Consider the following 19,790-nt stretch of genomic DNA (forward strand, 5'->3'; position numbering starts at 1 on the left):
ATCAGCCCCTGCCCGCCCAAACTGTTCGAGGCCGCTCATGTCACCGCCTGACGTCACCCACGACGATGAAGCCTCAGCCCCTCACTGGCACGACGCTGCCCGGTTGCTCTCCGTACTGGACGGCGCAGGCTTCGGCCTTTGGTCATGGGACGTGCGGAGCGCCACCATGCAATGGTCCCAAGGTTCTGGCAGGTTATTCGGCCTGACTGAAACGCTGGTTAATATCTCCCAGAGCGACTACCTCGCCCTGGTCGCATCAGAAGACCGGGCTCAGATAGAAACAGCCATGCGCGCGCTGGCCGAGGGTAGTGCATCGCGCCTGGATATTCGCCACCGGGTCCGCTGGCCAGACGCCAGTGAGCATTGGCTAGAGCTGAAGGGGCAGCTGCAGGACGATCGGGGATCCAGCGTGCTCGTGGGTACAGTCCGCGACATTACCGATCAGCACGCTCAGTCGCAGGCGCTCGAAGACAGCCAGGAGCGGCTGGAGCTTGCACTGGCGTCGGCAGACCTCGGCAACTGGGAATGGCACATCCCAAGCGACCGACTTTACGCCTCAGCCAGAGCTTCTGAACTGCAAGGCCTGGCAGGCCCCTTCAACGGCTCCTTTCGCGAATTTTTCCGTACCGTTGCGTCATCCGATCGGCAGGACATGCGTGCGGCCTACAGTGATCTTCTTGCAGGGAACAGGCAGGCCTATCAGGCGACCTATCAAGCCAGGCAATCGGACGGTACGACTCGCCACCTCGAAAGCACGGCCAAGCTCTACCTCGATGAACAGGGCGCGCCGCTGCGCATGGCGGGCATCATCATCGATGCGACCGATCGCGTCCTTCGCGAGCAGCATCTGGCGGCATCGGAGGCGAAATTCTCCGCCTTGTATCAAGGCAGCCCAGACCCGATTGCGCTTTCGCGCCTGCGCGACGGCGTGTTCATTGAAATCAATCCTGGTTTCAGCGTCGTGTTTGGCTGGGAAGCCAGCGAAATTATCGGGCGCTCCGCCCTCGAGATAGGCATCTGGCGTGACGAGCGCCAAAGGCAGGCATTGTTCGAGCAGCTGATGCAGGATCAGCGACTGGATAATGCCGAAGCGCAATTTCGTACCAGAACGGATGAAATCCTTACCTGCGCGGTCTCCAGCCGCATCATCCGGATCGATCAGCGCCTGTGTATCGTCACGACCTTCCGCGACATCACGAAACGGCAGCAGGCCGAAGCAGCGCTCAAAGTCAGCGAGGCCAAATTCGCCAGAGCGTTTCATTCAAGCCCGGACGCCATCATCATCAGCGAGCGCAGCACAGGGCGTTTCATCGAGGTCAATGAAGGCTTCTATCGGCTTTCGGGCTACCGCCAGGAAGAAGCGATTGGCCGGACCTCAACCGAGCTGGGCATATGGCCCGGAAGTCAGCGCGAGGAGATTCTTGAGCTACTTGAACGTGACGGCCGCGTGTCGAACTGGGAAGTGGTGGGCCAGGATCGTCACGGCCGACCTAAGCAGATGGAGGTCTCGGTAGAGCCGATCGAACTCAATGGCATCGACTGCCTGTTGTTATCGGCACGGGACATCAGTCAGCTGAAGGCTGCCCATGCGCAAATCCACCACCTGGCCTATCACGACCCGCTGACCAATCTTCCAAACCGTACCTTGCTGACCGATCGACTGAATCAGCAGGCCGCACTACACAAACGACACAACCTGCGCGGCGCCCTGCTCTTCCTCGATCTCGATCACTTCAAGCTGATCAATGATTCGCTAGGGCATCCGGTCGGTGACGCAGTGTTGAAGATGATCACCGCCCGCCTTGAGGCCAGCATCCGCCAAGAGGATACCGTCGCTCGCCTGGGGGGCGACGAGTTCGTGGTGCTGCTGACCGGCTTGACCGGCAAGCGCTCCGAGGTCACGCGCCATGTCCGACAGGTAGCGGAAAAGCTTCGCACCCTGCTGGCCGAACCGATGGTGTTCGAAGGCAACCGCCTCCAGGTGACCCCCAGCATTGGTATCGCGCTGATGCCGGATCATGGTGAAACGCCGGCGGACCTGCTGAAGCGCGCCGACATCGCCCTGTACCGCGCCAAAGCTGCTGGGCGAAACGCAATCCAGATGTTCCGCACGACCATGCAACATGCAGCAAGCGCCCGCTTGCAACTCGAAAGTGAGCTGCGGCTGGCGCTGCAACGTCACGAGTTCGAGTTGCATCTCCAGCCGCAGGTGGATGCACGCAGCGGTGGCGTGATCGGTGCGGAAGTATTGCTGCGCTGGCAGCATCCCGAGCAGGGTGCCCGCTCGCCAGTACAGTTCATCGAAGTGCTCGAAGAAAGCGGTCTGATCGTCGAAGTCGGGAACTGGGTGATTCGCGAAGCATGTCGAATTGCAGCTTTACTGCTCGCCAAGGGACTGATTGATGCCGACACCTTCAGCCTCTGCGTCAACATCAGCCCGAGGCAGTTCCGGCAGAGCGATTTCGTCGAGCGCACCCTGGACACGCTGAAGGCCGCTGGCGTTCCGCACAAGATGATCAAGCTGGAGATTACCGAAGGCATCGTGATCCAGAATCTGGAAGACACCATTGCCAAGATGCGCCGCCTTTGCCGGCACGGCGTGAGCTTTGCGATGGACGACTTCGGTACCGGCTATTCGTCGCTCACCTATCTCAAACGTCTGCCGGTAAACCTGCTGAAGATCGATCAATCCTTCGTTCGCGACGCGCTGATCGACTCCAACGATGCTGAGATCATTCGGGCAATCGTCGCAATGGCACGCAGCCTCGGGCTGGAAGTGATCGCAGAAGGCGTCGAACAGCAAGCGCAGCTGGACCTGCTTCAACTTCAGGGTTGCCACCTGTACCAGGGCTATCTGTTCAGCCGGCCGCTACCGGCGGCCGAGTTCGGTGAGCTCTTGCTGGCGCAGGCGTCATAAATGGCAACCCCGCTAGACAGCGGGGTTCCCAACCTAAGGGCAGCTGAGCCGCCCTGCTACAGCCGATCAGGCATCCAGCGCCAGTCGCTCCCCGTTGATAGGGATGCGCTTCGGCTTGGCCTCTTCCGGTACGACACGTACGAGCTCTATGTTCAACAGCCCGTTGTTGAGCGCCGCACCTTTCACCTCTATATGATCCGCAAGGCGGAACGACAGCTTGAAAGCACGCTGGGCGATGCCTTGGTGCAGGTAGGTAACGTTCTCGCCACCGTTGTCGCGCTTGCCGCCGCTGACGGTCAAAACACCGCGCTCGACTTGCAAGTCCAGATCCGATTCCTGGAATCCCGCGGCTGCTACGATGATTCGATATTGGTCGTCACCGTGCTTTTCCACGTTATAAGGTGGAAACGAGCCATTCGCATCGTTGCGCAGCGCTGATTCGAACAGGTCGTTGAAACGATCGAATCCTACGGATTGGCGGAACAGTGGAGCCATGGAAAAACTAGTCATTCTGCTATCTCCTGATATTCAGCGAGTGATGTGTACAGGACCCGAATTCGGCATCCTGTGATGGCCTAAATAGGAATCGCCCGCTGCTTTTCAAGACCGTTCGTCGGGGTTTTTCATGTCGAGAGTCATGCTCATCACCGGTGCCAGCCGTGGCATCGGCGCCGCGACCGCCAGACTTGCCGCCGCCAAGGGGTATGCGTTGTGCCTGAACTTTCGTCGGCGCCAGGACGCCGCCCGAGAGTTGCTCGATGAACTGCAGGCCTCAGGCACCCGGGCCATCGCTGTCGAGGCAGATGTAGCAGACGAGGCACAGGTTGCCCGGCTGTTCGCAGCACTCGATGCCGAGTTCGGCAGGCTCGATGTGCTGGTAAACAATGCAGGAATTCTGGAACAACAGATGCGCCTGGACGAGATGGACCGCGCACGCCTGGAGCGAGTCTTCGCTGTGAACGTGTTCGGCAGTTTCATGTGCGCTCGTGAGGCAGTCAGGCGAATGTCGACTCGTCATGGGGGACGAGGCGGCACCATCGTCAATGTGTCATCCATGGCTGCAAAGCTCGGCGCGCCCAACGAATACATCGATTACGCAGCCGCCAAGGGCGCGATAGACAGCATGACATTGGGGCTAGCCAAAGAAGTTGCCGCCGAGGGCATTCGCGTCAATGCGGTACGGCCCGGGGTGATCCGCACCGACATTCACGCCAGTGGCGGCGAGCCGGGCCGCGTAGCCCGCGTCAGCGCGAGCGTGCCCATGGGACGCGGAGGTGAAGCCGAAGAAGTTGCCGAAGCGATTCTATGGCTGGCCTGCGACAAGGCCAGCTATACAAACGGAGCGCTGCTGGACGTAAGCGGTGGGCGCTAGACCGCGGCCTTGAAACCGGGCGTCCGAGTATCGAGTCCAAACAATGCATCGATCCGGTCGCAATCATTCTCACGCCGGAGTTCGGCGAACAACGTCACGGCCTGCGGGTAGCTACGGGTCAACAGCGAGATCCACTGCTTGAGTCGCCCTGGCGCATAGCGGAGTGGCATCTTCCAGCGCACCTGCTTCCAGAATTCCGTCAGAACCGGCTGAAGGTCGCCCCAGCTCATTGGCTCGATCACGCCACCTGATTTTGCAGCATCAATCTGACGCGCCAGATCGGGCCGACAGACCAGTCCCCGCCCGAGCATGATGTCCTCGACTCCGCTGATTTCACGACAGCGCCTCCAATCCTCGAGCGACCAGATATCGCCATTGGCGAATACCGGTACGCTCACGACGTCCTGAACCTTGGCGACCCATTCCCAATGCGCGGGCGGCTTGTAGCCCTCTACCTTGGTTCGAGCATGCACAACCAGCTGCGCCGCGCCGCCATCAACCAGCGCTCTTGCGCAATCGAGTGCGCCGTCCTTGCTGTCAAAGCCCAGGCGCATCTTGGCAGTGACCGGGATATGTGCCGGCACCGCCTTGCGTACTTCGCAAAGGATTGAATAAAGCAGATCGGGTTCTTTGAGCAAAACCGCCCCGCCGCGCGACTTGTTGACTGTCTTCGCAGGACACCCGAAGTTCAGGTCGATGACAGGAGCACCCAGGCTGCAAGCCAGGGCTGCATTGTCAGCCAAGCAAAGCGGATCTGAACCGAGAAGCTGGACGCGTAGCGGCGTCCCTGCGCGGGTCACAGCACCTTTTTCAAGTTCAGGCGCCAGCTTGTGAAAGCTCGATGACGGGAGCAGTCGATCCGATACCCGAATGAATTCGGTGACACACCAGTCGATGCCACCGGCCGCTGTCAGCACATCACGAAGAATTTCGTCGACCAGCCCCTCCATGGGCGCCAAGGCAATTTGCATCAGAATCGGACCACCCGAAAAGGGCGGCATTGTACGGAGGCCGCCCTCGGTTAGAAACGTCTGCTGCCTACCCTTGGGCTATTGATCGCTCTGTTCGTCGTCTTCTTCAATCGTGTCCGTACCGGTTGTAGCGCCCACTCCACCTGTCGTGCCCGTGGCGCCAGTTCCCATCGTCCCCAGACCGGGTTCGCTACCCGTGTCCCCGGCGCGATCATTCATACCATCCTGATCGGACGAGGCCGAGTTGCCGATCTCGGCGGACGGCTTTTCCATCGCTTCGGTGCCTGTCGTCGACGGGGCAGTCGGGGTGAACTGCTTGTTATCCGGATTAGCCAACGCGACACCCGAGATCAATACCAGTCCAGCACTCACTAGCAGAATTTTGTTCAGCATGGTGGCCTCCAGTTCTATAAGTGATCAGTCGTCGTCTCGATCGCCCAGCGTGCGCCGTGGCCGATGCTCCATATCGGGATCCGTATCGCCGTGGCCGGATTGGTCGTAAGCCCCGTCCTCCTGCTCATCGCGTGAGTCCCGTTTTTCATCAAGTCGCTCGGGCAGCCGATCTACACCGTCGCCAATGCCCATCGAACCGTTGCCACCGCCGCGGTCGGCGGCGCCACTGTTCTGCGTTAACTGAAGCTCGCTCGGCCCGATCGAGCCGGCAGAAGCTGGCGTCGACGCGATGGCCAGGATGGTGGCGCCTAACGCTAAAGTCAGATAGCTCCGCATGTTCCCACCTCAACAGAGTTGCCTTCCTCATTGGGCATCTCCGCTCACTGACCGTGCGCCGTGGCGCTGGGTTACCGACAAGTGGCAAGCGGAACCGTTGCCCCCGTGACAGGTCCGTATGTGGGAGAGCTGAAGCAAGTTAGAAAGGAATCCGACAATGATCACCCCCGCACTGGTAATACTTCTTATCGTGATTGGCTGGAGCACAGCCGCATTCGCCATGCTCTGGGGCATGTTGCGAATCGCTCGCCATCATCACAAGCCGCCACCTGAGACCCGGCAAGAGCAACAGCGCTCCCGCGCAGTCTCTGCATCCCATCCAACGCCCGTGTCGCTCACTATATGAACGTAAGTCTGCATTGCTGTAATAAAGCCGTGACAGAACAGATGAAAGCTGTAGAATGCCGGCCACAGACGCGGGATGGAGCAGTCTGGTAGCTCGTCGGGCTCATAACCCGAAGGTCGTCGGTTCAAATCCGGCTCCCGCAACCAAATACGAAAGGTCACTCGAATGAGTGGCCTTTTTTATTGGCTTGAGGAAAGCTCAGGCAGTCCTGAGCGGTTGCTGCCGACGCTAAATAACTGAAAAGAAATACTTTTATCCGTTCTAGAGGTTGACAGTCCATTCATGGCCTGTAGAATGCCGCCCCACAGACGCGGGATGGAGCAGTCTGGTAGCTCGTCGGGCTCATAACCCGAAGGTCGTCGGTTCAAATCCGGCTCCCGCAACCAAATAGAAAAAGCCACTCTTCGGAGTGGCTTTTTTTTCGCCTGCATTTCCCCCCTCACCCTCGACCACCACGGTTCAGCTTCCCGCCCTCAGCCCTGGGTTCGCTATAGCTTTACTCCTCATACCGCGGTCCTTGATATGGAGCGTTGGCCTGTTCAGGGTGGCGATCGCGTAATGCCTCTAGAGCTAATTCCGTCCGCGACAAGATTGACAAGCCTCCCCAGCAGGACCCCTAGCCCGACGCTTGCAGTCCGATAGAGGACAATCTGGGCTCTGGCGCGATCAGTTCAAGCTGAGACTCACTGCTCGCATGCCAACCAATAATCAATCGAACGATTCAGGCGGCAGATTAAGACTTTCCATGATACTGGCGCCAAGAGGCTTCGTTGCTTCATGGCAATCGGCGGCGGCCGATAAGCGACCCGGCAATCGGAATACGATCAGCCTGGCCGCAACCAGGAGCGCGCCTAACCTCATTTCAATGCGAGGCTTCAAGGATGAACACAGCTACCGCAACACATTGTCTTCAGACAATTTCGGCATTAAGCATCGCTCTGCTAATCAGCGGGACGACGAATGCCAGCCATAAATCGGACTCATCCAGCGCACCGTCTCATTCACATGGATACGAGGATATCGATGTTGCGCGCGGCATCCCGAGCTGCAAGCGCAGTGATGGCGGCGTCGTTCTTACACTGGGAACGCGTCAGATCTTATCGTCATGCGGCGAATCGGCCAGCACTGACAAAGCCGCATCGCCAATACGCTTGGCCAGACCGCTTTCGGGGAGCTCATATCTACGCTCCAGCGAGAGCATCCGCTACTCGTTCTAACCCGCTGTTTCGGAGGCAACATGGACAGTTCAGACCAAGCCACACAAACCCTGGTGTACGCCGACGGCTATTCCTATACCGAGATATTTCAAACGCCGACCTTAACAGGCCTGCCGGGCGGCAAGCAGCTGATCAGCAGCTACCATGCAATGTTCAATTCAGAGGCAGATGACGAGGCAGCCAGCATCATTGCCAAGGATCGCGAGGCACGCGCTTAAGGCGCAACAGTCGGGCAGAACAGTCTAATCCAGCGCTGCTCTCCGGGCCTTAGCTACGACGTAGCTGTGTGGTCGATATTCGCCCTGGAGTCGGACGCTAGTCGCGCCCCTGTAACATCTTGCGAATGGTATTGACCAGCACCGCTAGCCCGGTTCCCTTGGGCAGGAACTCATCGACCAGCTCCCTGCCCTGAACCTGCTGGGGCAGCGCGGCGCTCATCATCAGGATTGGAACGTCGTCGAATTCCGGATTTCTGCGAATCGCACGAACCATCTCGTACCCATTGAGCTCGGGCATCATGTAGTCGGTGATGATCAGTGCAGGCTTCACTTCCTCAAGCTTCGCCAGACCCTGTGAACCGTTTGCAGCTTCGACGACCTGGTAACCCTCGTCCTCCAGGATCATCACCATCAGTTTACTGAGGCCGAGTTCGTCCTCTACCAGCAATACGAGCGGCTCGTGTCCTTCCGAACGCTCATCACGCATCCCGCCTCCCCACTGGAAGTTGACGGTGAGGCTGACCCGTCACCACCCCTTCCGTGCGCTGCATGCGCTCACCCAGCCTGAAACCCTCGGCGCCCAGATGAAACTCGTAGACATAGGGATCGAAGCCGCTTTCGCGCATCTTCAGGATCGCCAACGTGCGGTAGAGCCTGGACTCAAGCTCGGCATATCTAAGCAGGACAATATTTTCCGCAATCGCCGAGACAGCGGCGAACTGCAGACCGGTATCACCGCCGACGATTTCAGCCAGTTCAGCGGTGAATATCGTGGTGACACCTTCGCAGCGCAGGATGGCCGTCAAGGTGCTGATGAAACGACCGAGGCGCTGCTCGTTGACTGCGGCCTGCTTGAACGCGTCGATACCATCGATGAACAGGCGCTTGACGCCACGACGCCGTATCGCTTCGAGGATTTCTTCTGCCAATTGATCCTGTAACAGCTCTGTCGGGGTGTGATGCAGCACCTCAACCACACCGCTATCGATCAATTCCCCTAGTTCCAACCCCAGCGCCTGGGCACGTCGACGCAGACGATGAGCATCTTCATAGAATCCGAATACCAGTCCCGGCTCCGCTTCGCTGCTATCGCAGATGAAGCTCAACCCAAGGGTGGTTTTGCCGACGCCGGTCGGGCCGACCAGCAGCGTCGTTGAGGAATAAGGGATGCCACCCTCGATGATCTCGTCAAGCCTCTCCACGCCAGTGCTCAGTCGCTTGTCGCGCATGGGCGCCGAAGCCAGCTCACCGGTCACGGCCTCAAGCCGGGGGAACACGCGGAAGCCATCACTGGAAATGGAACTCATATGCCGCCCGGAGATGAAATCGCTACCCCTGAACTTGCGCACCTGCAGATAACGATAAGTGCGGAACTTGTCTTCATCGCTGCCAAGGTGCACCCAGCCGTCCACCATCGTGAACTCAGGGCTTCCGGAGTCTCGCTTGCTGTTGGTCAGCAGCAGGATGGTGCAGCCAACGACATCGGCATAAATGGAGAGATCGTTGATGAACTCGCGAAATGCCCGCTCTGACGCGGCGTTTTCCTCGAGCGCAAAGAGGCCGTCGATCACGATCAGCGAGGCGCTCTGGCGCTTTCCATTACGGGTCAGGTATCGAAGGATGCCTTCGAGCCCTTCGGTTCTCAGCGTATCGAAGGCACTCTCATAAACCACGGACGTGCCGGCGAACTGGTTGTCCATGAACGACATGTTTTGCAGATGCCGCAGCAATCTGTGATGCGTCTCGGCCAGCAGCGTCACGTACAGCGAACGCTCGCCACGGGCAGCCCATGCATAGCAGATCTGGTTGGCGAGGATGGTCTTCCCCTCCCCCGGGCCACCTTGAATGATGTAGACCGCTCTTGGCAGCAGGCCGCCTTTGAGCACGGCATCCAGGCCCGGCACACCGGTCGGGATGTGGTCTGGCGCAGTCGGCGAGAAGGTAGAAGAATCAGTCACAGCGGCTTTCCGTTCGGATCAATGCGCGCGCATGGTAGCAAATGGGTGAGGCGCTTCCGTTGTCCCAATGAGTGTTGGTCACTTGGCACGCGCCGATGTTCAGGTCATTTATCACCATGCGCCCGTTACATTCGGTCGCAGTAGCGATGACTGGAGTATCCGCGAGGTGAATCGCCACGCCCAATGTTCTCAAGCGAGTCACGCGCCCGGCTGATCATTAAATGATCGAACGGGGTGGAGCCTTGCACTCAAACCACCTACCATGCGCCGCGAACCGAAGCCCGATAACAACTAGACCTATGCAACCTGCTCGCCTGCCTCGCCTGGACCTGCGCCGACTGATCATCCTGTTGGCGACGCTCAGTGGCGTGATTACCCTCGGCATTGGCTTCTATGCCAGTTATAAGGTGCAGCGTGACTCGCTGATCCAGAGCACCCTGGCAGCCAATAGTGCTTATGCCGCAAAACTGGCGGACGGCACCGAAGTGTTCTTTCGATCCGCACAGCAGCAACTCGCCATCAGCGCCGAGGTTCTAGCCACTCAATTCGATGACGCTGCGACCTTGGACAAGGAAGCCAGGCGGCTGCGCCGGCAGACCGATAGTTTCAATGCGGTCATCATCACCAGCGCTCGAGGCAGGGTACGCGCAACCGCCCCAAACACTGGAATCCTCGTTGGGCAGAAGCTTGAGTCACCAGGGGCTCTCCAGGCGCTGGGAGAGCGCAAGCCGCTGATAAGCAGGCCGTACACATCCGCACTTGGTACCCCGGTCGTGCTGATATCGCATCCCATCGTCAGCGCTGACGGTGCCTATCTGGGGTATGTGGGTGGCGTGATCTACCTGAAAGAACTGAACATGCTGCACAGCATGCTGGGCGAACACTTCTATCAGGATGGTTCCTATCTCTATGCCGTCGATCAGACCCGGCGTCTTCTCTATCACCCGCAACCTGAGCGCCTGGGCACTGTTGTGGCGAAGAACGAGGTGATAGACAAAGTGCTACGGGGCGAATCCGGCAGTCTGCGCGTGATTAACAGCCAGGGCGTGGACATGCTGGCCGGCTACGCCGCGTCGCCTGCATCCGGCTGGGGCATCGTGGCCCAGCGGCCCACGGCAGACACGCTACGTCCTCTCGATGACCTGATGCTCAAGGTGATCGGTGAAACCGCGCCCCTCGCGCTTTTGACGCTTCTTTGCATCTGGATTCTGGCGAGGCTGATCACACGCCCGCTCTCACAGTTGGCCGAGAGTGCCAGCGAAATGGATGCGCCCGACAGTGCTGACCGCATCCAACGCATTCGCTCATGGTATTTCGAGGCGGCGCAACTCAAACGCGCCATGCAGGTAGGGATCACCTTGCTGCATCAGCGCATCGGCAAGTTGAAGCTGGACGCCCAGACCGATCCATTGACTGGTCTACATAATCGTCGCGGGCTTGCCCTCGCGCTGGATGTGCTAACTGCGGCAGGCCGGCCGGTTGGCGTGATCGCACTGGACATCGATCACTTCAAGCGGATCAACGACACCTATGGTCACGATGCGGGCGACGAGGTGATTAGGCACATGGCACAACTGATGAAGGCCTGCTCCCGCGACGCCGACATTCTCTGTCGCAGTGGTGGCGAAGAATTTCTGATGCTGTTGCCCGATGCTGATATCGAATCCGCCACACGGGTGGCCGAGCGATTACGCGGCAGTGTCGAGCAGGAACGAATCCCCGTGGTCGATCACATCACCATCTCACTGGGAATCGCTGTTTGGCCTGAACACGCCGATAGCATCGAGCGCGCCCTCAAGCTCGCCGACGCCGCGCTTTACCTGGCCAAGCAGCGAGGCCGGAATCGAGCCGAACTTGCCGAGCCGGCCCCTGCAACTCCCTGAAATTGCACAGCAGCGAACGAGCATGTGGGCAGCCGTATCGTCAACGGCCCTGAGACAGGCCGCGCGCAGCCAATGCCCCCAGTTCGCCCGGTTCGATAATCTCGAGTTCCTTGCCGTGAATGGCGATGTACCCCTTGCTGCGAAAGATCGATAACACGCGCGATACCGTTTCCACGGCCAGGCCAAGATGATTGGCCAGCTCCCGCCTGGACATCGGGAGGCACACGCGGGTTGCCGAAAGGCCGCGTTCACTTAGCCGCGCGCGGTAATGGTTGATGAACATCGCCACTCGCACTTCGGCCTTGGGCAGGGACAGCAGCAACCGCGCCTTCTGGTTGTGCTGCAGTTCGCGACTGAGTAGACGCAGCAGATGACGCCGCATTGCAGGCACTTTCATGCTGACTGCTTCAAGCTCGGCGAACGGCAACTCGCAGATCGCTGTGGTTTGCATGGCTTCGGCAGTTACTTCATAACGGTCGTCATGCAATGCGGGCAGTCCAACGAATTCTCCAGCCAGATGAAAGCCAAGTATCTGCTCGTCACCGGAATGTTGGCGCGCATAGGTACGCAGCGCACCCGATCGGATGACGAAAATCGACCGAGGCGTCTCGCCTGCCTGGAAGAGCGTACCGCCTTTACCCAGCGTCGGGCCTCGCACAACAATCCTATCGAGCGCTTCCAGGTCATGGTCACTTACCGCAGCCGGAAAGCACTGACTGGAAAGTGCGCAGCGCTGGCATCGGACCCGCTGGGCGCTCAACACCCCGATCGAGCCCACCGGACACCCTCATCTTGGCCGTTTTGCACCCACGCGAATGGTGCCGTGAAGCGCCGAAAGCCTTCCAGGCAGCCCATCATTTGAGCTCCGGAGCCTTGGCCGCGTAGTCGGCACTGTTGACTTCATGGGTACTGAGCACAGCTTCCAGTTCCTGGCGGATCTGCGGATGCGTGACCTGCTCTAGCAGACTTTCTAGCTTGCGAATCACCCATTTCTGGCCACGGTCCACCAGCGCTAACCGCTCCGCCAGATCAGTGATCGCCATGCACTTTTCATAAAATGCGCCACGCTCATGGCTTGGTTCTGCATCCAGCAGCAACAGGCACTCGCGCAGCCGTCTCACGCTGTCAGCCTCACCGCGATGGACCTGGGTCAGCACACTGCGCTGCAGGTCAGCCGTGGCTTCAGCAAGGCTGACACTGGCAACCTGGGCCCCCGCTCTCTCGGCGCTGAGCAGCTCGTTCAACGCCTCGATCAACGACTCTCGTGGCATTCCTAACGATTCAGCAGTCATGTCTGTTCCTTGTTCGGATTGAGGGCAGCCTTAGCCGGAAAGCGAGGGACGTACGCATGGAGGCCTCGCTGCGCAGGTTCGCTCCATGCTAGTAGCGAGGCCTGCGCGCAGCACAATGAAAGTTATTGGTGCGTCAAAGCAGCAGGAGTGCACCGTCGCACGGCTGCCCTACGAGGACGACCTGCAAGTCGTTTGGTGAGCTGCGAAGCGCATCGAATCCCGCTATTCATATGTTCGGACCACGCACATCTCGGGCTCAGACCGGGCGCTTGGCTGTGGATAATCAGCTGAACCACCCCTGCCGGACCCTGCCCGGAAGAGAAACGAACTCCCGACGCTCGGCGGGGATCGGAAAGGCGCAGATGCCTGTATACTCGCGCGCTATTTTTCCAAGCCGTATGTGCCGAGGCGGCCTGCTATGTCTATGAAAACGCCAACTGTTGGATTTGTAAGCTTGGGCTGCCCGAAAGCCACAGTGGACTCCGAACGCATCCTCACCCAGCTGCGCATGGAGGGTTACCAGATCGTGCCGTCCTATGAGGATGCCGATGTGGTGGTGGTCAACACCTGCGGTTTCATTGACAGCGCAAAGGCCGAATCGCTGGACGCCATCGGTGAAGCCATCGCCGAGAACGGCAAGGTGATCGTCACCGGCTGCATGGGCGTGGCTGAAGACAACATCCGCAGTGTGCACCCCAGCGTACTGGCCGTGACCGGGCCGCAGCAGTACGAGCAGGTGGTCAACGCCGTTCACCAAGTCGTGCCGCCGAACATCAACCATGATCCCTTCGTCGATCTGGTCCCGCCGCAGGGCATCAAGCTCACCCCGCGCCACTACGCCTATCTGAAGATCTCTGAAGGCTGCAACCATACCTGCAGCTTCTGCATCATCCCGTCCATGCGCGGCAAGCTGGTCAGCCGGCCAGTGGGCGACGTGCTCAGCGAAGCCGAGCGCCTGGTCAAGGCCGGCGTCAAAGAAATTCTGGTCATCTCGCAGGACACCAGCGCCTATGGCGTCGACGTCAAGTACAAGACCGATTTCTGGAATGGCCAGCCGGTCAAGACCCGCATGCTGGAGCTGTGCAAAGCGTTGTCGAGCATGGGCGTGTGGGTCCGGCTCCATTATGTGTACCCCTACCCGAACGTCGATGACGTGATCCCGCTCATGGCCGAAGGCAAGCTTCTGCCCTACCTGGACATCCCGTTCCAGCATGCCAGCCCAAAAGTATTGAAGGCGATGAAGCGTCCGGCTTTCGAAGACAGGACGCTGGCGCGCATCCAGAAGTGGCGCGAGATCTGCCCGCAACTGACCATCCGCTCCACCTTCATCGTCGGCTTCCCAGGCGAGACCGAAGAAGATTTCCAGTACCTGCTCGACTGGCTGACCGAAGCCCAGCTGGACCGCGTCGGCTGCTTCCAGTACTCGCCGGTCGATGGTGCTCCGGCAGAAGCCATGGATCTGGAGCCAGTGCCTGATGACGTCAAGCAGGATCGCTGGGATCGCTTCATGGCACACCAGCAGGCCATCAGCGCCGCACGACTGGAGCGCAAGATCGGTCAGGAAATCGAAGTGTTGATCGATGAGGTCGACGAGGATGGCGCAATCGGTCGCTCCTATTCCGATGCGCCGGAAATCGACGGCATGGTCTACGTCGACAGCGCGCAGCCGCTGCAACCGGGTGACAAGGTCTGGGTCCGGGTCACCAATTCCGACGAGTACGACCTCTGGGCCGAAGTGATCTGATCACGGCGGTTCAAAATCGAAGCCCCGCTACTGCGGGGCTTTTTTTGTGCGCGCCCGGTGAGTGTCGATGCGAGATGCCGACGATCAGCGGTTTGCAGCCACTCGCAGGCGGACCTGAATCCACCATGGCCATCTGCTTGCATCAAGATGAAGCACTGACGGTACGGTCAGGTTTCTTTCGCTGCAAAGCTGGGCACGCCTGACACAGGCAATACATCCTGCAGGCCCGAGCAAGTGCTAACACACTGAAATTCAAGACTAATAAACACTTATAAAGGCCCGAATAAGGAATGGCTCAGGTTTTGCTTAATCACCAGCATCTGACCGTTCGGCCAAGAAATAAAGAACACAACGCACACAGGAGCTACCCATGAAATCAATGCTGACCACTGCTGCACTCGCGAGCGGCCTGATGCTCGCTGGCCAGGCAAGCGCCGCGCCGATGCTCTGGCAGAACAACAGCCTGACCTATCTCTACGGGAAGAACTTTTCCGTAGACAGCGCCGGCGGTAAGGAAGGTGATATTCAGCAAACCATCACCTTCGAGCACGCCAGTGGATGGACCTGGGGCGACATGTTCCTGTTCGTCGACAACAAGTGGTACAACGGCATTTCCGGCAGTGACGGTCACACCTATTACGGTGAGTTCAGTCCTCGACTCTCGCTAGGGAAAGTCACCGGCAACGATCTGTCATTCGGCCCGATTAAAGACGTTCTGATCTCGGCGACATACGAACGGGGCGAAGGGCGCAACCGCAACTACCTGCTCGGCCCGGCCGTTGACCTGGAAGTGCCGGGTTTCGATCGTCTTGCCATCAATACCTACTACCGCAAACCCGACGGCATCACCAACAAGCCGAGCGGTCAGTGGCAGATCACACCGACCTGGGCCATCACCATTCCCGTCGGCAAGTCAGACATCCTGTTCGATGGCTATATCGATTGGGTGGTCAACGACAAGAAGAACGGCAACACGGAATTGAAGAAGAACTTCCATTTCAACCCGCAAGTGAAATACGACCTTGGCAAGGCGATGGATTACACGCCGGGCATGCTCTATGTCGGTATCGAATATGACTATTGGTCGAACAAATACGGTATCGAGGACAGCGACGCCTTCAACACCGATAACAATGTGACCAACTTTATCGTCAAGGCCCATTTCTGATTGCAAGGTTCCGCCCACTGAGCTGGGCGGAACCTGATCAGCTACCGATTGAACTTGCGAAAGCCACAAAGACGTTGATACGAGCAGTATCAACATCCGTTATTCAGCGAAAGATCTACCGAGTTGGCAGGAGAGCCGCTTAGGGCTGCCTTCATCTCGACCTATGCTACCGTTTGAAGCGCATCGAGCCTGATGCGGCAGCCACAGGGAACGGACCTATGACCACTTTCGATGCCGCGCTTGCCCAGGCTTCTCCCGCCGGCAAACGCACCGGGCGCATCCGCCAGAAGAACGAGGAGCTGATCCTTTCGGCCGCTGCTGAAGAGTTCGCCCACCACGGCTATAAAGGCACCAGCATGAACACCATTGCCCTGCGCGCAGGGCTGCCAAAAGCCAACCTTCACTACTACTTCACCAACAAGCTCGGGCTCTATGTCGAGGTCATGCGGCATATCCTCGAACTTTGGGACAATGCGTTCGACAACCTCACCGCGGACGATGACCCAGCCACCGCATTGGCTGATTACATCCGCACCAAGATGGCGTTTTCCCGCAAGCAACCGCAGGCGTCGAAGATCTTCGCCATGGAAGTGATCAGCGGCTGCGAGTGCCTTTCAGCGCATTTCAACGAAGACTATCGCGAGTGGTTCCGTAGCCGCTCGGCTGTATTCCAGGCCTGGAGCGACGCGGGGAAGATGGACCCCATCGACCCCATGCATCTGATCTTCCTGATCTGGAGCAGCACTCAGCACTATGCCGACTTCTCCGATCAGATTCGCCGCATCACCGGCCAACGCCGGGTCAGGAAGGAAGACTACGAGCGCGGAACCGAAACCCTGATACGCGTCATCCTCAAGGGTTGCGGCCTGACCCCGCCACGCTGACCCCAGCACCATCCCGCAGCCCGAGCCGTCAACCTGCCATGTCACGCCGCCTTCGCATCCACTCCCCGGCCATCCATTACTTCGACATGGTGCGCCGCTGCCAGTCGATCCGCGAAGCCGCTCGCCGGCTGAATGTCGCCTCGTCAGCGGTCAATCGGCAGATTCTGAAACTTGAAGCCGAGATCGAGGCGCCCCTGTTCGAGCGCCTGCCGGCCGGCCTGCGTCTGACCGCGGCCGGAGAAGTATTTGCGCGCCACGTAATCGTGGTATTGCAGGACGCCGCACGCGCGAGTTCCGAGCTCGACGCGTTGCAAGGAATGCGCACCGGACATGTTGAGATCGCCACCGTTTCGGGCGTCACCGTGGACCTTTTGCCAACCGTGCTTGAAAGCATGACGGTGCGCTATCCCCACATCACGGTTGGCGTCACCAGTCTGGGTTCGCAAGCCATCCCGGAAGCCGTGACCAGCGGCCAGGCCGACATAGGCATCGCCTTTGCCCTGCGCCGAACGGCAGATTTGCAGCAGCTCGGCGTCGGGCATTTTCGCCTCGGCGCCATCGTCCCGGGCGGCCATCCGTTGGCAGGGCGACGTGAGGTGAGTTTCTCGACCTGCGCGGAAGACCGGCTGATCCTGGCCAAAAGCGATCTGTCGATCCACCACCTACTGGCTCCGGTGATCGCCAGAACCCGGTCGCCGCACAAGGCGGCCTTGCAGACCAGCTCGGTGGAGCTTGCCGCGCAAATGGCCAAACGCGGCGCCGGCATCGCATTCCAGACACGGATCGGCATCGAGGCAGAGCTGGCTTCAGGCGCACTGGTGCACGTGCCGCTGAATGACAACGGCCAGGTACTCAGCGACCTGGGCGTCTACGTACGCAGCTCCCGCTATCTGCCCGTGGCGGTGGATGCGTTCGTCCGCGCACTCTGCGAGGAAATCGCCTCGCGCGAACAAGCCGAGCGTTTGCACATCGTTTCGGACTGAACATCCTCGGGCATATCACTCGCATCTTGCTCGGCAATTACCCTGTTTCGACTTCCATTTCCGCGAGCGTTACCGGCGCAGTACTCCGTCGATCGCGAAAAATCGTTAAAGGCTCGGCATCTTGATCGGCCGCTCCATGCTGGTGCGTGAATGCCGGCCAAATGTCGATCAGGATGCCTCGAGCCAATCGTTCTGCACTTGGCCCAGGCCCCATTCCAGAGCATCCGACGCCCGTTTAAAAGGCATGCTCTAGTGATGCCGAAACGGCATCGGCATGCTCGATATTCTCTGCTTTTGCGTACAGCGAGTGGGCTGGATACTCCGCAGCAACGGGCTTAGAGCCTTTGTTCTTGCAGGTCTTCACCATGTCCTTCTTGCGCGACGCTGACCGCTCTCCTGCGCAGACCCTGCCCCTGATTGATCTGGCCGGGCTACTCCAAGGCGACCCACAAGCACGCGTTGCCGTTGCGCAGAACATCGGGCGCGCCTGCCGAGATACAGGCTTCTTCTACATCCATAACCATGGCATCGATGCCTCGTTGCAACGCGCTGTGTTCGACCAGACGAAGCAGTTGTTCGACCTGCCTGACGAGGCCAAGCGGGCACTGGACAAGGCCACCTCGCCGGCCAATCGCGGTTACGAAGCGCTGCGCGGCCAACGTTTGGAGCCAGGCGCGCCGGCGGACCTCAAGGAAGGCTTCTACCTTGGCCGCGAGCTTGCCCAAGATGACCCGCGCGTGCTGGCGGGTCGCTTCAATCACGGCGCGAACCAATGGCCGATGTTACCTGCGTTCCGCCCGGCCATGGAGCGCTACCAGGCTGCCATGACCGCTCTCGCCGAGCGCCTGATGGCCGCGTTGGCGCTATCTCTGGCGCTGCCCGAGGATTACTTCGCAGGGTTTTGTAACGAGGCCATGGCGACCCTGCGACTGCTGCACTACCCGCCGCCTGCCACCGCTGCGCCTGGCGAGAAGGGGTGCGGCGCCCACACTGACTTCGGTGGGCTGACGCTGTTGCTGCAGGACGATAATCCGGGCCTGCAGGTGTGGGACCACAGCGCCGAAATCTGGGTCGACGCACCGCCTCTGCCCGGCACTTACGTGGTCAATCTCGGCGACATGATTGCCCGCTGGACCAACGACCGTTACCGCTCGACCTTGCATCGCGTGGTGAATCTCTCCGGCCATGAGCGCTACAGCGTGCCCTTCTTCTACGGCGGCAATCCTGACCACCTGGTGAGCTGCATTCCGACCTGCCTCGAACCTGGCGAAGCGCCGCGCTATCCCAGCGTCACCGTTGAAGCGCATTACCGCGAAATGTACCGGAGGACCTATGCCTGATCGTCACGTAGTGCTGATTCACGGCGCCTGGGCCGGCAGCTGGGTCTGGGACGGCATACTCGAAGGTCTGCGTGCCGCTGGTTACACGCCACATCCCGTGGACCTGCCCGGCAATGGCAACGACGATATTTCGCCAGCAGCAGTGACCCTCGACCTGTATGCGGCGCACGTTGCCAGTCTGATCGACAGCCTCGACGGACCCGTGCAACTGGTCGCCCATTCAGGCGGCGGATTGACGGCTACCGCCGTGGCCGAGCAGCGTGCCGAACGTATTTCCGGCGTCGCCTATGTCGCCGGCATGATGCTGCCCAGCGGCCTGCCGTTCGCCGAAGCCTGTGCGGAACTGGTAAGCACGGCGCCGGAAGTCTCCGGTGTCGGCCCTTTCCTGCAGCGCAGCGCCGACGGCTTGGGCACACGCGTCCCGGCCGAGATCGCCTGCGCTCTGTTCTTTCATGATGTACCCCTGCCGCAAGCACTGGCCGCTGCCCAGCGCCTGGGCGCGCAACCCGATGGCGGACGCTCCGTGGCCGCTCGCTGGACGCCCGAACGCTTCGGCCGTCTGCCGCGCCTGTATATCGAATGCAGCGCCGATCGCTCGGTGGTGCCTGCGGTGCAGAGCTGGATGCAGGAGCTGGTGCCGGGCGCCGAGCGCGTCACGCTCGATTGCGGCCATGCACCCCAACTTTCCAAGCCCGACGCATTGCTCGCTTGCCTGCTGCCCTTCTTTTCGCGCCATGCCGAAACCGTTTTCTGATCCTGACCTTTTGC

General features: G+C 59.7%; 18 protein-coding genes and 2 tRNA genes. 12 read left to right on the top strand and 8 right to left on the bottom strand.

Annotated features, from left to right (window positions below):
- Positions 1-37 precede the first annotated feature (37 nt).
- Complete coding sequence (locus NA619_RS01235; RefSeq protein WP_255959176.1) at positions 38-2,917, top strand: sensor domain-containing protein; 2,880 nt, start codon at positions 38-40, stop codon at positions 2,915-2,917.
- A gap of 66 nt (positions 2,918-2,983) precedes the next feature.
- Here the strand turns inward: NA619_RS01235 and NA619_RS01240 are convergent, their stop codons facing one another.
- Positions 2,984-3,427, bottom strand: a complete 444-nt coding sequence (locus tag NA619_RS01240; protein ID WP_255959177.1) for an Hsp20 family protein — start codon at positions 3,425-3,427, stop codon at positions 2,984-2,986.
- Between the two features lie 115 nt (positions 3,428-3,542).
- On the opposite strand from NA619_RS01240, the gene NA619_RS01245 reads away from it, so the two are divergent.
- Positions 3,543-4,289 (top strand): SDR family oxidoreductase, encoded by a 747-nt coding sequence (locus NA619_RS01245; RefSeq protein ID WP_255959178.1) that lies wholly within the window; start codon positions 3,543-3,545, stop codon positions 4,287-4,289.
- Here the strand turns inward: NA619_RS01245 and NA619_RS01250 are convergent.
- The 3 genes from NA619_RS01250 to NA619_RS01260 all read right to left on the bottom strand — a co-directional run bounded on the left by NA619_RS01250 (position 4,286) and on the right by NA619_RS01260 (position 5,989).
- On the bottom strand, positions 4,286-5,260 hold the full coding sequence (locus NA619_RS01250; protein WP_255959179.1) for a tRNA dihydrouridine synthase: 975 nt from the start codon (positions 5,258-5,260) through the stop codon (positions 4,286-4,288). The genes NA619_RS01245 and NA619_RS01250 overlap by 4 nt on opposite strands.
- A 78-nt stretch (positions 5,261-5,338) precedes the next feature.
- Positions 5,339-5,653 (bottom strand): hypothetical protein, encoded by a 315-nt coding sequence (locus tag NA619_RS01255; protein ID WP_255959181.1) that lies wholly within the window; start codon positions 5,651-5,653, stop codon positions 5,339-5,341.
- Positions 5,654-5,677: 24 nt separating this feature from the next.
- Positions 5,678-5,989, bottom strand: a complete 312-nt coding sequence (locus tag NA619_RS01260; RefSeq protein WP_255959183.1) for a hypothetical protein — start codon at positions 5,987-5,989, stop codon at positions 5,678-5,680.
- A 415-nt stretch (positions 5,990-6,404) separates the two neighbouring features.
- Here NA619_RS01260 and NA619_RS01265 point away from each other — a divergent pair.
- The 3 genes from NA619_RS01265 to NA619_RS01275 all read left to right on the top strand — a co-directional run bounded on the left by NA619_RS01265 (position 6,405) and on the right by NA619_RS01275 (position 7,770).
- Positions 6,405-6,481: transfer RNA gene (locus NA619_RS01265), tRNA-Met, on the top strand.
- Positions 6,482-6,644: 163 nt separating this feature from the next.
- A tRNA-Met gene (locus NA619_RS01270) sits at positions 6,645-6,721 on the top strand.
- 851 nt (positions 6,722-7,572) lie between these two features.
- Entirely contained in the window at positions 7,573-7,770 is a 198-nt protein-coding gene (locus tag NA619_RS01275) for a hypothetical protein (protein WP_255959185.1), read from the top strand.
- Between the two features lie 97 nt (positions 7,771-7,867).
- Here the strand turns inward: NA619_RS01275 and NA619_RS01280 are convergent, their stop codons facing one another.
- Together NA619_RS01280 and NA619_RS25115 are read right to left on the bottom strand one after the other, a co-directional pair.
- Positions 7,868-8,257, bottom strand: a complete 390-nt coding sequence (locus NA619_RS01280) for a response regulator (protein ID WP_255959187.1) — start codon at positions 8,255-8,257, stop codon at positions 7,868-7,870.
- Positions 8,250-9,728 (bottom strand): ATPase domain-containing protein, encoded by a 1,479-nt coding sequence (locus NA619_RS25115; protein WP_255959188.1) that lies wholly within the window; start codon positions 9,726-9,728, stop codon positions 8,250-8,252. The genes NA619_RS01280 and NA619_RS25115 overlap by 8 nt, the downstream gene beginning before the upstream one ends.
- 299 nt (positions 9,729-10,027) lie before the next feature.
- Here NA619_RS25115 and NA619_RS01290 point away from each other — a divergent pair, with 299 nt between their 5' ends.
- Positions 10,028-11,611: a sensor domain-containing diguanylate cyclase gene (locus NA619_RS01290; protein WP_255959190.1), complete on the top strand. Its 1,584-nt coding sequence runs from the start codon at positions 10,028-10,030 to the stop codon at positions 11,609-11,611.
- Between the two features lie 40 nt (positions 11,612-11,651).
- On the opposite strand, the gene NA619_RS01295 is transcribed toward NA619_RS01290, so the two are convergent.
- Together NA619_RS01295 and NA619_RS01300 are read right to left on the bottom strand one after the other, a co-directional pair.
- Positions 11,652-12,269, bottom strand: a complete 618-nt coding sequence (locus NA619_RS01295) for a cyclic nucleotide-binding domain-containing protein (protein WP_255959192.1) — start codon at positions 12,267-12,269, stop codon at positions 11,652-11,654.
- A 196-nt stretch (positions 12,270-12,465) separates the two neighbouring features.
- The gene (locus tag NA619_RS01300) at positions 12,466-12,903 is read right to left on the bottom strand and encodes a DUF6306 domain-containing protein (protein WP_255959194.1); all 438 of its coding nucleotides are present in this window, start codon (positions 12,901-12,903) and stop codon (positions 12,466-12,468) included.
- Positions 12,904-13,321: 418 nt separating this feature from the next.
- On the opposite strand from NA619_RS01300, the gene rimO reads away from it, so the two are divergent.
- From rimO to NA619_RS01330, 6 genes are all read left to right on the top strand, one after another.
- On the top strand, positions 13,322-14,647 hold the full coding sequence (gene rimO / locus NA619_RS01305; RefSeq protein WP_255959196.1) for a 30S ribosomal protein S12 methylthiotransferase RimO: 1,326 nt from the start codon (positions 13,322-13,324) through the stop codon (positions 14,645-14,647).
- Positions 14,648-15,017: 370 nt separating this feature from the next.
- Positions 15,018-15,815 (top strand): outer membrane protein OmpK, encoded by a 798-nt coding sequence (locus NA619_RS01310; RefSeq protein WP_255959198.1) that lies wholly within the window; start codon positions 15,018-15,020, stop codon positions 15,813-15,815.
- Between the two features lie 218 nt (positions 15,816-16,033).
- Positions 16,034-16,699, top strand: coding sequence for a TetR family transcriptional regulator C-terminal domain-containing protein (locus NA619_RS01315; protein WP_255959200.1), 666 nt, complete (start codon positions 16,034-16,036; stop codon positions 16,697-16,699).
- A gap of 38 nt (positions 16,700-16,737) precedes the next feature.
- The gene (locus NA619_RS01320; protein ID WP_255959202.1) at positions 16,738-17,682 is read left to right on the top strand and encodes a LysR family transcriptional regulator; all 945 of its coding nucleotides are present in this window, start codon (positions 16,738-16,740) and stop codon (positions 17,680-17,682) included.
- A gap of 365 nt (positions 17,683-18,047) precedes the next feature.
- The gene (locus tag NA619_RS01325; RefSeq protein ID WP_255959204.1) at positions 18,048-19,022 is read left to right on the top strand and encodes an isopenicillin N synthase family dioxygenase; all 975 of its coding nucleotides are present in this window, start codon (positions 18,048-18,050) and stop codon (positions 19,020-19,022) included.
- Complete coding sequence (locus NA619_RS01330) at positions 19,015-19,776, top strand: alpha/beta fold hydrolase (protein WP_255959205.1); 762 nt, start codon at positions 19,015-19,017, stop codon at positions 19,774-19,776. Before NA619_RS01325 ends, NA619_RS01330 begins: the two co-directional genes overlap by 8 nt.
- Positions 19,777-19,790: the final 14 nt, after the last annotated feature.

It is taken from the genome of Stutzerimonas stutzeri, assembly GCF_024448895.1.
Classification (GTDB): domain Bacteria; phylum Pseudomonadota; class Gammaproteobacteria; order Pseudomonadales; family Pseudomonadaceae; genus Stutzerimonas; species Stutzerimonas stutzeri_Q.

What these genes read in the sequence shown, in the direction of transcription:
- NA619_RS01280 (WP_255959187.1), bottom strand. Translation starts at nt 8,257, where the DNA reads ATGCGTGATGAGCGTTCGGAAGGACACGAGCCGCTCGTATTGCTGGTA.
- NA619_RS01245 (WP_255959178.1), top strand. Translation starts at nt 3,543, where the DNA reads ATGTCGAGAGTCATGCTCATCACCGGTGCCAGCCGTGGCATCGGCGCC.
- NA619_RS01240 (WP_255959177.1), bottom strand. Translation starts at nt 3,427, where the DNA reads ATGACTAGTTTTTCCATGGCTCCACTGTTCCGCCAATCCGTAGGATTC.
- NA619_RS01255 (WP_255959181.1), bottom strand. Translation starts at nt 5,653, where the DNA reads ATGCTGAACAAAATTCTGCTAGTGAGTGCTGGACTGGTATTGATCTCG.
- NA619_RS01300 (WP_255959194.1), bottom strand. Translation starts at nt 12,903, where the DNA reads ATGACTGCTGAATCGTTAGGAATGCCACGAGAGTCGTTGATCGAGGCG.
- NA619_RS01310 (WP_255959198.1), top strand. Translation starts at nt 15,018, where the DNA reads ATGAAATCAATGCTGACCACTGCTGCACTCGCGAGCGGCCTGATGCTC.
- NA619_RS01290 (WP_255959190.1), top strand. Translation starts at nt 10,028, where the DNA reads ATGCAACCTGCTCGCCTGCCTCGCCTGGACCTGCGCCGACTGATCATC.
- NA619_RS01235 (WP_255959176.1), top strand. Translation starts at nt 38, where the DNA reads ATGTCACCGCCTGACGTCACCCACGACGATGAAGCCTCAGCCCCTCAC.
- NA619_RS01320 (WP_255959202.1), top strand. Translation starts at nt 16,738, where the DNA reads ATGTCACGCCGCCTTCGCATCCACTCCCCGGCCATCCATTACTTCGAC.
- NA619_RS01330 (WP_255959205.1), top strand. Translation starts at nt 19,015, where the DNA reads ATGCCTGATCGTCACGTAGTGCTGATTCACGGCGCCTGGGCCGGCAGC.
- NA619_RS01325 (WP_255959204.1), top strand. Translation starts at nt 18,048, where the DNA reads ATGTCCTTCTTGCGCGACGCTGACCGCTCTCCTGCGCAGACCCTGCCC.
- NA619_RS01315 (WP_255959200.1), top strand. Translation starts at nt 16,034, where the DNA reads ATGACCACTTTCGATGCCGCGCTTGCCCAGGCTTCTCCCGCCGGCAAA.
- NA619_RS01275 (WP_255959185.1), top strand. Translation starts at nt 7,573, where the DNA reads ATGGACAGTTCAGACCAAGCCACACAAACCCTGGTGTACGCCGACGGC.
- NA619_RS01260 (WP_255959183.1), bottom strand. Translation starts at nt 5,989, where the DNA reads ATGCGGAGCTATCTGACTTTAGCGTTAGGCGCCACCATCCTGGCCATC.
- rimO (WP_255959196.1), top strand. Translation starts at nt 13,322, where the DNA reads ATGTCTATGAAAACGCCAACTGTTGGATTTGTAAGCTTGGGCTGCCCG.
- NA619_RS01250 (WP_255959179.1), bottom strand. Translation starts at nt 5,260, where the DNA reads ATGCAAATTGCCTTGGCGCCCATGGAGGGGCTGGTCGACGAAATTCTT.